This is a genomic window from Polynucleobacter sp. MWH-Spelu-300-X4, assembly GCF_018687515.1.
Taxonomy (GTDB): Bacteria; Pseudomonadota; Gammaproteobacteria; order Burkholderiales; family Burkholderiaceae; genus Polynucleobacter.
In genome coordinates this window covers 1,565,673-1,578,696 of the sequence record NZ_CP061294.1, presented here as the reverse complement: position 1 = coordinate 1,578,696, position 13,024 = coordinate 1,565,673, and the positions used below count along the sequence as shown (strand labels likewise).

Below are 13,024 nucleotides of genomic sequence, written 5' to 3'. Positions count from 1 at the left end.
TCTCAGTTAGTATTTATAGAGGTTATTTTTCTCTTGTTGTTCTCGTGACGGCGCAATACTTTTAGGTCTAGAGATCAATGTATAAGATTAGCGTTTCCTACGCTGCCTTCCATATCCCAGATTTGCCGCCGCTCTTTTCAAGTAAACGCACATCTGAAATCACCATGCCTCTATCAACAGCTTTGCACATATCGTAAATGGTTAGAAGACCAATTTGAACGCCAGTTAAAGCTTCAATTTCAACGCCTGTTTGCCCAACGGTTTCTGTTGTCACGGTGCATTGGATAGATGACTTCTCTTCGTGCAAGTTGAATTCAACAGCAACCCTAGTCAACGCTATGGGGTGACACAAAGGGATTAAATCTGGGCTTCTTTTGGTTGCTTGAATAGCTGCAATTCTGGCAATACCAATGACATCGCCTTTTTTATGCGAACCTGCTTTAATGGCGGCAAAGGTATCTTTTTGCATTGAAATCATGCCAGTCGCAACCGCAACGCGATGAGTGTGGTTTTTTTGCCCAACATCAACCATATGGGCTTGGCCGCTTTCGTCAAAATGAGTGAACTTGTTCATGGCTGATTTGTACCATAATTGAGGCTATGAATAGTAAAAAAAATCGATTTCATAAAAAACTAATGGTCTTAGCTATGGCCTTAGTGTTTCAGCCAGCTTTTTTATATGCCCAGGTTGATGGAAATCGATTAAATCAAGATGCAACAGACCAGCCTATTAAATTAAGTAAATCTCAGGCGGCGGCTGTTGTCGCTCAGAGTCGCCAACCAATTTTGGTGTTGCCAGATTTAGGGGATTCATCAAGCGCTTCTTTAACGCCTGTTGATGAGCGTAAATTAGGTGAACGCATCATGCGAGAAATTAGGCGCGACCCTGATTATTCAGCGGATCCTGTCTTTTATGATTATTTGAATGGCATTGGACATCAGTTGGTCGATGCTGCTCGTAAACAGGGTGTAGCTGGTTTAGATGGTAAAGGTACTTTTGCGCTTAATTTTGAATTGTTTGGTGTGAAAGATCGCAGTATTAATGCTTTTGCATTGCCAGGTGGTTTTTTGGGTGTGCATACAGGTTTAATTGTTGCTGCTGAAACTGAGTCTGAGTTGGCTTCTGTGTTGGGGCATGAGATAGGCCACGTTACTCAGAAACATATTGCAAGAATGTACGGCCAACAAGGCACGAATTCCATGATTGCATTAGCCTCGATTGTTTTAGCAGTCGTGGCTGCGAGTCGTAATCCTAATGCTGCTCAGGGCCTGGCTGTGGGTGGTCAAGCTTTAGCGATTCAGAATCAATTAGCCTACTCTAGAGATGCCGAGCGTGAGGCAGATCGTGTGGGATTCCAGATTTTGCAAGCGGGTGGTTTCGATGTTCAAGGCATGCCGGATTTCTTCAATCGTATGCAGCGTGCTAATAGCATTATGGAAAGTGGTGTGCCTGGTTATGTTAGAACGCACCCATTAACGACGGATCGTATTGCTGATATGCAAGATCGTGTGCGAGGTATCGCTTCACGAAAAGTACCATCTTCAGTAGAGTTTTATTTATTAAAGGCTAGGGCTAGATTAATTCAGGCGACTAGTACGAGTACTTATCCAGACTTGCGTCAACTTTATGAAAGTTTGAGTCGTAAACCTGATTTAACTAAGCAGATAGAAGGGTATTACGGCTTGGCTCTGTTGAATCTCAAAGAGCAAAAAATTGCTGATGCGGAAGCTAATCTTGTGAAAACAAGAAATGCTTTGCAGGCACTTACTGCGAACGGTTCACCAATTCAGCGTTGGAGCTTAGCGGTAGAAGCAACTTCTATTGACATCATGTTTGCTAAGTCAATGTATGAGCCGGCATTAAAACAGTTAAATACATTAAGAGCAGGCCATCCTAGTTCTCGAACATTTAATTTATTAACAATTGAAGCGCAGCTGAAGCTAAAACAATTTGAGCCTGCGATTACTTGGCTAAAGAGGCAAACCAGGTTGTACTCGGATGATTCTGTGTGGTGGGGTCTTTTGTCCATGGCCTATGCGCAGTCTGGCAAGATTGCTCTTCAACATGCAAGCATGGCAGAGAAGTATGTTGCTGATGGTGCTTGGGTTGCTGCTATGGAACAAATGCGTTTGGCGAAAGCTTCAGGGGATGCCGATTTTTATCAATCTTCGGAGATTGATGCGCGCGCAAGACAGATACAAGAGTTGTATCGTCAAGAGCTAAAAGATCAAGGTAAGGTGCAATAAATTTTTTTAATGTCAGCAGATGTTGCTGATTCAACGGCAATTTTTTGACCTTGCCAATTCCAGTGACCTAATAGGCCGCAAGCATGTTGAACTTCAGCGGTCTCTGAAAATATGCCAAGATCATGATTGTGAAGTAACACATGGACTTCTTTTGTTTCTTTCAAAAACAGAGTTTCATTGGTGGTCGGTGCATATTGAACTTCAATGTGGGCAGTAAGGACAATTTGCCCTTTCTCATCCATTAAGCATTGAGTTGGTTTGATTGGTATGCCAGTTGTTGTTTTTAATAAATAAGTTTCTTTATCGGGATAAAACCGTGCAACTAGTGGCGTGTAATCTAGGTCGACATAAACTCTTTGCGGGCCATTTTGAAAAAACCACTCGCCATCTTCATTGGTGGCGTAATTTCTTTCAATAAATGAGACAAGTCCACTGTGCTGGATGATGTCTCCTGGGAGATGATTTTTTTGCGCGAATTCATTACGCATTCTCCAATTGCCTCTGCGGTCAAGCGCTAGCCAACCTCGACATTCAGGTACAGACGGCCACTTAATGAGTGAGCGTAATACCTGTTCATCCATGTTTAATGGAATCCGTGAATGGTGCTAGGTAGTTGGATATGTTCTTCTTGCGCAGGGCTTGCATGGATGTGAGCTATTTTCCAGCCCATAGGTCCTTGCACCAAAGCGTAAGTGAAGTTGAGGAAAAATTCTGGTTCAACTTGTTTTGCTTCCAAGCGAACGGCTTCGGTAGTGTCAAAGAATGCGATTCCCATCGCAGTATGGCCAATTGCTTGAATAGGGTCGAGCCATAAGAAATGGTCAGCTAATATTTTTTTAAGACCTTCTCTCAATTCCACGTGGCCTGTTAAGCGTTTACCGCCTGGGAGGATGCAAGTGATTGAATCTTCATCCATCCATAAATCAATGGATCCATCGAGATCATTGTGATGCAGTGAGTCGCGCCAAGCTTCTAGAACTTCTTCTGGCATTTGAAATAAGCGGGCTTGACGTGGCATGGCGAATTTATTGAGTGGTTGTAGATAGTGAGTTTAGGATGTCTTTAGGGGAAATGTCCATTAAACATTTTGTGTGACCTAAAGGACAGTTTCTTTTAAAGCATGGGCTGCACTCTAAGTGTAGCCAGTGAATCGTTGCCTTTGAGGATAGCGGCGGTGTGTGCCTTGGATCACTAGAGCCAAAAATAGCAACTTGGGGGCGTCCTAAGGCCGCTGCGATATGCATTAAACCTGAATCGTTGCTAACGACCGCATCTGCCACGCTAATAGATGCCATAGCTTCATCGAGTGATGTTTCACCACACCAGTTGAGAGCCTGATGAGGGTGTTGGCTTAGTTGTTTTATTTGCTCGCCTAACGCAGCTTCTTTTTTGCTACCCAAAATTAAAATTAAGCTATCAGGATGTTGGGTGACAATTAATTCTGCTAGTTTCGCAAAATGCTCTGCCGGCCACTGTTTGGCAGGGCCATATTCCGCACCAGGGCAAAGAACAAATAATTGTTGATGCGGGCATGTGGTTTGTAATTTATTTTTTATCGAATCAGATAAATCAGTGTTTACTGCTAGATGTGGGTGGGGTACTTCTGCGCTTTTATTTCCGGATAGCGCTAAATAATGGCTCGACATCGGTGGGCGATGAGACTTGGACGGGTTTTTTAATAAACGATTAATTAAGCCCCAGCGCATTTCCCCTTTGTAACCAACTCTAACAGGGATATTTGCCATCCATGGAATGAGTGCAGACTTTAGGCTATTAGGAAGTATGTAAGCGTGGCTGTAATTTGATTTCTTGAGATCAGCTGCCAGCTTTTTTCTTTCTGCCCATTGAAGTAAGCCATGTTTTAAATCCGCTGAAATAATTTGGCTAACGGCTGGGATTGCTCGCATCACCGAAGCAACCCACGGGGTTGCTAAAACATGTATTTCGCTATCGGGGTGTTGTTTCTTAACCTCTGTGATCAGAGGTTCAGCCATCACCGCATCACCAATCCAATTGGGTGCGATGATGAGAATATTAGCCATATTCTTTTAGTGACCGTGAGGCGCTGTGCCTGGTTTGAGTTGATATTGCGTACCGCAATAAGGACATTTTGCAGAACCTGTGGAGACAACATCTAAGAAAACTCTAGGATGTAAATTCCAGGCTGCTTGAGTAGGGCAATGAAGTGGTAAATCTTTATGCCCATCTACTTGAACAATGTTCTTATCTTGAGTCATATCTATCTCACACCAAAGTTAACCAGTGACTGTATTTATCATTTTTACCAGCTACAGCATCAAAGAATACTTTTTGAATTTTTTCTGTAATTGGGCCGCGAACACCTTTGCCAATCGCGCGATCGTCAAGTTCTCTGATAGGCGTTACTTCGGCAGCTGTACCTGTAAAGAAGGCTTCGTCAGCACAATACATTTCATCACGAGTAATACGTTTTTCACGAACTTCAATACCGAGGTCTTTTGCAATCGTAAAAATAGCGTCACGTGTAATACCGTCTAAGCAAGAAGCTAAATCTGGTGTGTAAATAATGCCATTCTTAACAATGAACACATTCTCACCAGAGCCTTCAGAAACATAACCGTCTGTATCAAGTAATAGCGCTTCATCGTAACCATGAATCGTTACTTCTTGGTTAGCCAAAATAGAATTGATGTAATACCCAGAAGCTTTTGCTCTAACTAGTGATACGTTGACATGGTGACGTGTAAATGACGATGTTTTAACGCGAATACCTTTGTTAATGCCGTCTTCACCTAAGTAAGCACCCCATTCCCAGGCTGCAATTGATGAGTGGATGGTGTTGCCTTTAGCTGATACACCTAATTTTTCGGAGCCAATCCAAACAATCGGTCTGATATAGCAAGAAGTTAATTTATTTTCTCTAACAACAGCTAGTGTTGCTTCTGAAATTTGCTCTTCTGTGTAAGACATCGGCATTTGAAATATTTTTGCAGAGTTAAATAGTCTGCGTGTGTGTTCTTTCAGCCTAAAAATAGCAGTGCCTTTATCGGTTTTGTAAGCGCGCACGCCTTCAAACACAGCCATGCCATAGTGAAGTGAGTGAGTAAGAACATGGATGTTGGCGTCGCGCCATGGAATAAGTTTTCCGTCCATCCAAATAAAGCCATCACGATTTGCCATTGACATGGTGTATTTCCTAAATTCTGAGAAAAATTGGTTGAATTGCTATTGTAAAACAGGCGACTGTCCATGGCTACGCATGGATTCTTATCCCTACCTATAATTGAGCAATTAATCTTAAAAACGAGGATCGTTTGGCCTGGTCTGATGGACATCGTGCTGCTGCTTGGGATGGTTTTAGAACCATGTCTAGGTCTGGTTTTGCCATATTCACTTGGGCATTAGTGACTGGGGTGGCTATGGCGAAGTCTGGTTTAACTACCGGCGAGGCCGTGGGGATGTCCTTTTTGGTCTATGCGGGTTCAGCACAATTGGCTGCTTTGCCTTTAATTGCCGGTAATTTTCCTATCTGGACCATTTGGTTAACCGCAGCGATTGTTAATCTACGCTTTGTGATTTCTAGCGCTGGTATTCAGCCGCACTTCAAGGATCGGGCTTTTTGGAAGCGATCGGTTTTGGGGTATTTGAATGGCGATTTAAATTTCGCTTTTTTTATGGCGCGCTACCCCGACCCTCACGGGGATCGTTTCGCTTTACCTTTCTTTTTGGGGATGTCCTTAACCAATTGGTGTATTTGGCAAACCGGATCCATGTTGGGTATTTATTTGGCTAGTTTGATTCCAGAAGCTTGGGGCTTGGGTTTTGCGGGTACTTTGGCATTGATAGCGATTTTGTTACCGATGGTCGATCATGGTTCGGCCATGTTTACAGCAATTGCTGCCGCGATTGTGGCTTTGTTGACGGTTAATTTGCCATTTAAGTTAAATCTTGTCTTATCAGTTTTAACGGCGATTATTGTGGGTATGTTGATGGATCAATATAACGCCAAGAAGCCATCTAAAAAGGGCGTTTTATGAGCACTTTAGAGATATGGGTTTCTATTTTAGGTTTGATGGTGATTACTTTTTTAACCCGAGGCTTCTTTCTTCTCATGGGGACTAGGGTTGAGCTGCCGGATTCTGTTCAGAGAGCTATTCGTTACGCCCCAGCTGCTGCCTTGGTTGCTATCGTCGTTCCCGAGATCTTTTTGCTTAAAACTGGCTCTGTGGCTAGTTTTGAGTGGAAAAACCCCCATCTTTGGGGTGGATTGGTCGCCATGGGAGGTTTTTTGCTTACTAGAAGCATGGTTTTAACAATCATTTTGGGGATGGTGGGCTTTACCTGCGCTAGATGGTATTTTTGAGGTCAAAAAAGCGAGATTTGCCTCAGTAAAAAGGTAAAATCTGACTTTCTAGCTTTTTACTCAAATCTCTAGTCATCATGCCTGGCACATCAAAACTTAAATTTAATCGTCTTTCGGATTTAGCAGCTACTGGTCAACTAAAAGGTAAGCGTGTTTTTATTCGCGCTGATTTAAACGTTCCCCAAGATGAAGCAGGAAATATTACTGAAGATACGCGTATCCGTGCATCAATTCCAGCCATCAAGTTAGCCTTGGATGCTGGCGCGGCGGTGATGGTGACTTCTCACTTGGGAAGACCAACTGAAGGTGAATTCAAGCCAGAAGATAGTTTGTCTCCTGTGGCTGATCGTATCGCTGAATTATTAGAGCGTAAGGTTCCCTTGATCAGTGATTGGGTTGATGGTGGCTTTGAGGTAACGCCTGGCGATTTGGTTTTGCTTGAAAACTGCCGCCTAAACAAAGGCGAGAAAAAGAATAATGAAGAGTTGGCTCAAAAAATGGCCAAACTCTGTGATGTCTATGTGAATGATGCTTTTGGTACAGCACATAGGGCTGAAGCAACTACTCATGGTATGGCTAAATATGCTGGCATCGCTTGTGCAGGTCCTTTGATGGCAGCTGAGTTGGATGCTCTTGGTAAAGCACTAACAGATCCTAAGCGTCCTTTAGTGGCGATTGTTGCAGGTTCAAAAGTTTCAACAAAACTTACCATCCTTAAATCATTGGCTGAAAAAGTAGATCAGTTAATTGTGGGCGGTGGCATTGCTAATACATTTATGTTGGCAGCTGGTTTACCGATTGGACGCTCTTTAGCTGAGCCTGATTTGGTGAATGAAGCCAAAGCCATCATTGATGTGATGGCTAAGCGTGGTGCTAGCGTGCCTATTCCAGTGGACGTAGTGGTTGCTAATGAATTATCACCTTTGGCGCGTGCCAACCGAGTAGCTTCTACGGATGTTCAGTCTGATGACATGATTTTGGATGTGGGACCTAAGACATCCGCTGAGTTAGCTGGAATTGTGGCTCATGCAGGAACGATTGTATGGAATGGCCCGATTGGTGTTTTTGAAATTGATCAATTCGGGGGCGGTACAAAAATGTTGGCGGCTGCTATCGCTCATTCACCTGCATTTTCGATTGCGGGTGGTGGTGACACATTGGCTGCCATCGCTAAATATGGCATTGAGAAGCAAGTCGATTACATCTCTACAGGTGGTGGCGCTTTCTTAGAATTCTTAGAAGGTAAAACTTTGCCCGCTTTTGAAATTTTGAGTGAAAGATCTGAAAAATAATGCGTGCCACAAAAATCGTTGCAACATTAGGTCCTGCATCTAGTAGTGCTGAAATCCTAAAGCAGTTATTCGATGCTGGTGTTGATGTTGTGCGGTTGAATTTCTCTCACGGTACTGCTGTTGATCATCAGGCGCGTGCAAAGTTGGTGCGTGAAGTTTCAAAAGCAGCGGGTCGTGAAGTCGCGATCATGGCCGACCTTCAGGGACCTAAGATTCGTGTTGGTAAATTTGAAAATAACAAAATTATTCTAAAAGCCGGTGAGCGCTTCACTTTAGATGCTAATTGCCAGTTGGGTAATCAAACTTGTGTTGGTTTGGATTACAAAAATTTACCTAATGATGTCAAAGTTGGCGATAAGCTACTTTTGAATGATGGTTTATTGGTTATTCGTGTAGAGGCTGTGGAAGGTAGCTGTATTCATACGGTTGTTGAGTTGGGTGGCGAGCTGTCCAATAACAAAGGTATTAATCGTGCGGGTGGTGGTTTAACCGCTCCAGCGTTAACTGAAAAAGATAAAGAAGATCTTTTAACTGCCGTGGGTTTGGGCGCCGACTATATCGCCATTAGCTTCCCTAAAAATGCTGAGGATATGAAAATCGCTCGCGAGCTTTCTAATCAGGCAAGTCAAAAGTTTGGTCATAAGGCTAAGTTGATTGCCAAGATTGAACGAGCTGAAGCTGTTTTGCCAGGTGTTTTGGAAGGTATTTTGGAAGTGAGCGACGGCATTATGGTTGCTCGCGGTGACTTGGCTGTTGAAGTTGGTAATGCAACGGTACCAGCTTTGCAGAAAAAAATGATTCAGTTGGCGCGTGAAGCGAATAAGGTTGTGATTACAGCTACGCAAATGATGGAGTCGATGATTGTTAATCCGGTTCCAACACGTGCAGAAGTGAGTGATGTGGCTAATGCTGTTCTAGATGGTACGGATGCAGTGATGTTGTCTGCAGAAACTGCTTCAGGCCAATATCCAGTAGAAACAGTTTTGCAAATGGCTGCAATTTGTAAAGAGGCTGAAAAAACAGAAGTTCATCATTTGGACGCTGATTTCTTTGACCAAAAATTTACGCGTATTGATCAGTCCATTGCATTTGGTGCTCTTTTTACCGCTTACCATTTGGGGGTTAAGGCCATTGTTGCTTTAACAGACTCTGGTTCAACGGCTTTATGGATGAGCCGTCACAAAATTCAAGTGCCAATTTTTGCTTTAACTACAAAAGTGGCAAGTCAGAGAGCTATGGCTTTGTATCGTAACGTTCATCCCCAGCAATTGGAGACTAGTGATGATCGTGATACGGCATTAAACCAAGCTGAATCTTGCGTGAAAGATTTGGGTGTGGTTCAGTCAGGTGACGCGATTGTTTTGACCGTTGGTGAGCCTATGGGAACAGTTGGCGGAACTAATACGCTAAAAATTGTTAATGTGAAGTAATTTTTTTAATTAAGGGAAATAGTTATGGCACTCGTTTCATTGCGCCAATTATTGGATCATGCTGCTGAGAACACTTATGGTTTACCAGCATTCAATGTTAATAATCTTGAGCAAGTGCAAGCCATTATGGCTGCGGCTGATGAGGTTAATGCACCGGTGATTATGCAAGCCTCGGCAGGCGCTCGTAAATATGCTGGCGAAGCTTTCTTGCGCCACTTAATTGATGCAGCCGTAGAAGCTTATCCTCATATTCCAGTAGTGATGCATCAAGACCATGGCCAAAGCCCAGCTGTTTGTATGGCTGCGATTCGTTCAGGTTTTACATCCGTCATGATGGATGGTTCATTGATGGATGATGGTAAAACAGTCGCCACTTATGATTACAACGTTGCTGTATCTCAAGAGGTTGTAAAGTTCGCCCACTCTATTGGCGTAACTGTTGAAGCCGAGCTAGGTGTATTGGGTTCTTTGGAAACCATGATGGGTGACAAAGAAGACGGTCATGGTGCTGAGGGTGCTATGACACGTGAGCAGCTATTAACTGATGTTGAGCAGGCTGCTGACTTTGTGAAAAAAACCCAGTGTGATGCTTTAGCTATCGCTATTGGTACAAGTCATGGCGCTTATAAGTTCACTAAAAAGCCTACTGGCGACATTTTGGCAATTGATCGCATTAAAGAAATTAATGCGCGTATCCCAAATACTCATTTGGTGATGCATGGTTCATCAAGCGTACCTCAAGAGTTGTTGGCGATTATTCGCGAATTCGGCGGTGAGATGAAGGAAACTTATGGTGTGCCTGTGGAAGAGATTCAGCAGGGCATTAAACATGGCGTTAGAAAAATTAATATTGATACAGATATTCGTTTGGCTATGACCGCCGCTATTCGTCAGTATTTATTCCAAAACCCTGGCAAATTCGACCCGCGCGATTACTTAAAGCCTGCACGTGAGGCTGCTAAGAATTTATGTAAGGCAAGATACCTTGCTTTTGGTTGTGAAGGTCAAGCGTCAAAAATTAAAGCGATGCCATTAGAAAAAATGGCGGATCAGTATAAAAATGGCCAACTCGCTCAACTAGTTAGATAAGGTATTCATGCAAGCGCTTTACGAATCTTCTATTAAGTCTTTGCCTTTAATTTCTAAAGGTAAGGTTCGAGATATTTATGCGATTGGTGATGATCAGTTGTTGATGATCACAACTGATCGTTTATCCGCATTTGACGTGGTGATGGGGGAGCCTATTCCTGGTAAGGGAATCGTTCTTAATCAAATGGCTAACTTTTGGTTTGATAAGTTATCGCATGTGATCCCTAATCATTTAACTGGTATTAATCCTGAAACAGTGGTTGCCGCTGATGAAGTTGCTCAGGTAACTGGTCGCGCGATTGTGACTAAGCGTCTTAAACCTATTTTGGTTGAGGCTGTTGTGCGCGGATATCTTTCTGGTAGTGGTTGGAAGGATTACCAAGCGACTGGTGCTATTTGTGGCATTCAGTTGCCGGCTGGCATGCAGAATGCGCAAAAATTGCCTGAACCTATTTTTACGCCAGCTGCTAAAGCTGAAGTAGGTGAGCATGACGAAAATATTTCTTATGCTGAAGTTGAAAAGAAAATTGGCGCTGAATTAGCGAAAAAGATTCATGACGTAAGCATTCGGTTATATCAAGAAGCTTCTGAGTTTGCCGCCACTAAGGGCATCATCATTGCTGATACTAAATTTGAATTTGGTTTGGATGAGGCTGGGAATTTAGTTCTGATGGACGAAGTGTTAACAGCTGATTCTTCAAGATTCTGGCCAGCAAGTTCTTATCAAGTTGGGTCAAACCCACCGTCGTTTGATAAACAGTTTGTGCGTGATTGGTTGGAGTTGGCGGTTGTTAATGGTAAGCCTTGGGATAAATCTCCGCCGGCGCCTAAATTGCCAGCTGATGTGATTGAGAAAACCGCAGCAAAATACCGTGAAGCTTTAGAAACTTTAACGGCTTAAATAAATTGAGTGACGCGTTATTTAAAAGGAAAAGATGATGAGCCAAAAGCCAGTAGTTGGTATCGTGATGGGTTCAAATTCAGATTGGGAAACCATGCAGCAAGCTGCTCAAATTTTCCAAGAGTTTGGAGTTATCTATGAGGCAAAAGTGGTTTCAGCTCATCGTATGCCTGATGATATGTTCGATTACGCCGAACAGGCTTTATCAAGAGGATTAAAAGCTATTGTTGCCGGCGCAGGTGGTGCAGCCCATTTGCCAGGTATGTTAGCTTCAAAAACAATTGTGCCTATTTTTGGTGTACCAGTAGCTTCTAAGTATTTGAGAGGTGAAGACTCTCTTTACTCCATCGTGCAAATGCCAAAAGGCGTTCCGGTTGCCACTTTTGCTATCGGCGAGGCGGGCGCTGCTAATGCTGCTTTGCATGTGATTGCCAATTTGGCTGTTAATGATGCTGCTTTAGCTAAGAAGTTGGAGGCTTTCCGTTCTGCTCAAACAGAAAAAGCTCGTGCGATGAATTTGCCAGGACATTCTTAATTTATGGCTGACCGTTTAGACCCAGTATTACCCGGTTCTTATTTAGGAATTCTTGGAGGCGGCCAGCTTGGCAGGATGTTTACGCATGCTGCGCAAGCAATGGGGTATAAAGTTTGTGTCTTAGATCCAGATGCGAATAGCCCGGCAGGGGCTGTCGCTGAAAAACATATTCAAGCAGATTATGTTGATCATCAAGCGCTTAAAGAAATGGCAGCTTGTTGTAGTTCAGTTAGCACTGAATTTGAAAATGTTCCCGCTCAAGCTTTGGATGAATTAGAGGCCTTGGGCGTTTATGTTGCACCTAGAAGTGGTGGCGTTTCTGTCGCGCAAAATCGCGTAGCCGAAAAGAAATTTTTAGCCACTTGGAAGGCTGAGGCAGGGATTGGGCCTGCGCCGCACTTTGTGATTGAGCATGCCACAGATATTGATCATGTTGCGGCTGACTTATATCCGGGTATTTTGAAGATTGCTCGTATGGGTTATGACGGCAAAGGCCAAATAACTGTATCCAATAAAGAACAATTGACGGCTGCTTGGCAAGAGTTTGGTCAGGTGCCATGTGTTTTAGAAAAACGCATGGAATTAGATTTTGAAGTGTCTGCGCTTGTTGTGCGCGGTCATGATGATGAAGTTTTGGCCTATCCGGTAGCTCAAAATATTCATAAAAATGGCATTTTGCATACAACAACTGTGCCAGCACCTTCATTAAAGGCTGACCAAGAAGTAAAAATTATCGAAGCTGCCAAGGCGATTATTCGTCGCTTGGATTATGTGGGTGTTTTATGCGTTGAATTCTTTGTATTAAAGAGTGGTGAAATTGTCGCTAATGAAATTGCACCGCGTCCTCATAATTCTGGGCATTACACACAAAATGCTTGTGTGACTAGTCAGTTTGAACAACAGGTTAGAGCAATGGCTAGGTTGCCATTGGGTAGCACGAAATTAATTCAGTCAACCGTGATGTTAAATATTCTGGGTGATGAGTGGTTGGTAGATGGTGATCGTTCTGAGCCGAAGTGGCATATTGTTTTGAAAAATCATTCTGCAAAATTACATTTGTATGGCAAAGCTGAGCCACGTCAAGCTAGAAAAATGGGCCATATTAATTTTGTGGGTAACAACCCATCTGAAGTGGATGTGGCTTGTGCTGAAGCTATAAAGGTTTTGCGTATTCAACGCTAATTACGC

At 43.2% G+C, this 13,024-nt stretch carries 15 protein-coding genes; 9 read left to right on the top strand and 6 right to left on the bottom strand.

Going from position 1 to position 13,024, the window contains the following annotated elements; translation table 11 throughout:
• Positions 1–97: 97 nt before the first annotated feature.
• Complete coding sequence (gene moaC / locus ICV01_RS07990) at positions 98–574, bottom strand: cyclic pyranopterin monophosphate synthase MoaC (RefSeq protein WP_215287266.1); 477 nt, start codon at positions 572–574, stop codon at positions 98–100.
• 26 nt (positions 575–600) lie between these two features.
• Here moaC and ICV01_RS07985 point away from each other — a divergent pair, with 26 nt between their 5' ends.
• Positions 601–2,247 carry a M48 family metallopeptidase gene (locus ICV01_RS07985; protein WP_215287264.1) on the top strand — a complete coding sequence of 549 codons (1,647 nt, stop codon included), beginning with the start codon at positions 601–603 and terminating at the stop codon, positions 2,245–2,247.
• On the opposite strand, the gene ICV01_RS07980 is transcribed toward ICV01_RS07985, so the two are convergent.
• From ICV01_RS07980 to ICV01_RS07960, 5 genes are read right to left on the bottom strand one after another with little or no spacing between them, the layout of a single operon-like run.
• A complete protein-coding gene (locus ICV01_RS07980) occupies positions 2,229–2,828 on the bottom strand; it encodes a DUF2946 family protein (protein ID WP_215287262.1) in 600 nt (199 codons plus the stop codon). The genes ICV01_RS07985 and ICV01_RS07980 overlap by 19 nt on opposite strands.
• Before the next feature lie 2 nt (positions 2,829–2,830).
• Positions 2,831–3,265 carry a nuclear transport factor 2 family protein gene (locus ICV01_RS07975; RefSeq protein WP_215287260.1) on the bottom strand — a complete coding sequence of 145 codons (435 nt, stop codon included), beginning with the start codon at positions 3,263–3,265 and terminating at the stop codon, positions 2,831–2,833.
• Positions 3,266–3,272: 7 nt separating this feature from the next.
• Entirely contained in the window at positions 3,273–4,289 is a 1,017-nt protein-coding gene (gene waaF, locus ICV01_RS07970; RefSeq protein ID WP_215287259.1) for a lipopolysaccharide heptosyltransferase II, read from the bottom strand.
• A gap of 6 nt (positions 4,290–4,295) precedes the next feature.
• On the bottom strand, positions 4,296–4,484 hold the full coding sequence (locus ICV01_RS07965) for a zinc-finger domain-containing protein (RefSeq protein ID WP_215287257.1): 189 nt from the start codon (positions 4,482–4,484) through the stop codon (positions 4,296–4,298).
• 7 nt (positions 4,485–4,491) lie between these two features.
• The gene (locus ICV01_RS07960) at positions 4,492–5,412 is read right to left on the bottom strand and encodes a branched-chain amino acid transaminase (RefSeq protein WP_215287255.1); all 921 of its coding nucleotides are present in this window, start codon (positions 5,410–5,412) and stop codon (positions 4,492–4,494) included.
• A 128-nt stretch (positions 5,413–5,540) separates the two neighbouring features.
• Between ICV01_RS07960 and ICV01_RS07955 the strand changes: the two genes are divergently transcribed.
• The 8 genes from ICV01_RS07955 to ICV01_RS07920 all read left to right on the top strand — a co-directional run bounded on the left by ICV01_RS07955 (position 5,541) and on the right by ICV01_RS07920 (position 13,018).
• A complete protein-coding gene (locus ICV01_RS07955; RefSeq protein ID WP_215287253.1) occupies positions 5,541–6,263 on the top strand; it encodes an AzlC family ABC transporter permease in 723 nt (240 codons plus the stop codon).
• Entirely contained in the window at positions 6,260–6,589 is a 330-nt protein-coding gene (locus tag ICV01_RS07950; protein ID WP_215287251.1) for an AzlD domain-containing protein, read from the top strand. Before ICV01_RS07955 ends, ICV01_RS07950 begins: the two co-directional genes overlap by 4 nt.
• A 77-nt stretch (positions 6,590–6,666) precedes the next feature.
• Complete coding sequence (locus ICV01_RS07945; RefSeq protein WP_215287249.1) at positions 6,667–7,881, top strand: phosphoglycerate kinase; 1,215 nt, start codon at positions 6,667–6,669, stop codon at positions 7,879–7,881.
• On the top strand, positions 7,878–9,311 hold the full coding sequence (pyk, locus tag ICV01_RS07940) for a pyruvate kinase (protein ID WP_215289183.1): 1,434 nt from the start codon (positions 7,878–7,880) through the stop codon (positions 9,309–9,311). Before ICV01_RS07945 ends, pyk begins: the two co-directional genes overlap by 4 nt.
• Before the next feature lie 24 nt (positions 9,312–9,335).
• A complete protein-coding gene (gene fba / locus ICV01_RS07935; protein WP_215287247.1) occupies positions 9,336–10,400 on the top strand; it encodes a class II fructose-bisphosphate aldolase in 1,065 nt (354 codons plus the stop codon).
• Between the two features lie 7 nt (positions 10,401–10,407).
• Positions 10,408–11,301, top strand: a complete 894-nt coding sequence (locus ICV01_RS07930; RefSeq protein WP_215287245.1) for a phosphoribosylaminoimidazolesuccinocarboxamide synthase — start codon at positions 10,408–10,410, stop codon at positions 11,299–11,301.
• A gap of 37 nt (positions 11,302–11,338) precedes the next feature.
• Positions 11,339–11,836 carry a 5-(carboxyamino)imidazole ribonucleotide mutase gene (gene purE / locus ICV01_RS07925; protein ID WP_215287243.1) on the top strand — a complete coding sequence of 166 codons (498 nt, stop codon included), beginning with the start codon at positions 11,339–11,341 and terminating at the stop codon, positions 11,834–11,836.
• Positions 11,837–11,839: 3 nt separating this feature from the next.
• A complete protein-coding gene (locus tag ICV01_RS07920) occupies positions 11,840–13,018 on the top strand; it encodes a 5-(carboxyamino)imidazole ribonucleotide synthase (RefSeq protein ID WP_215287241.1) in 1,179 nt (392 codons plus the stop codon).
• Positions 13,019–13,024 lie beyond the last annotated feature (6 nt).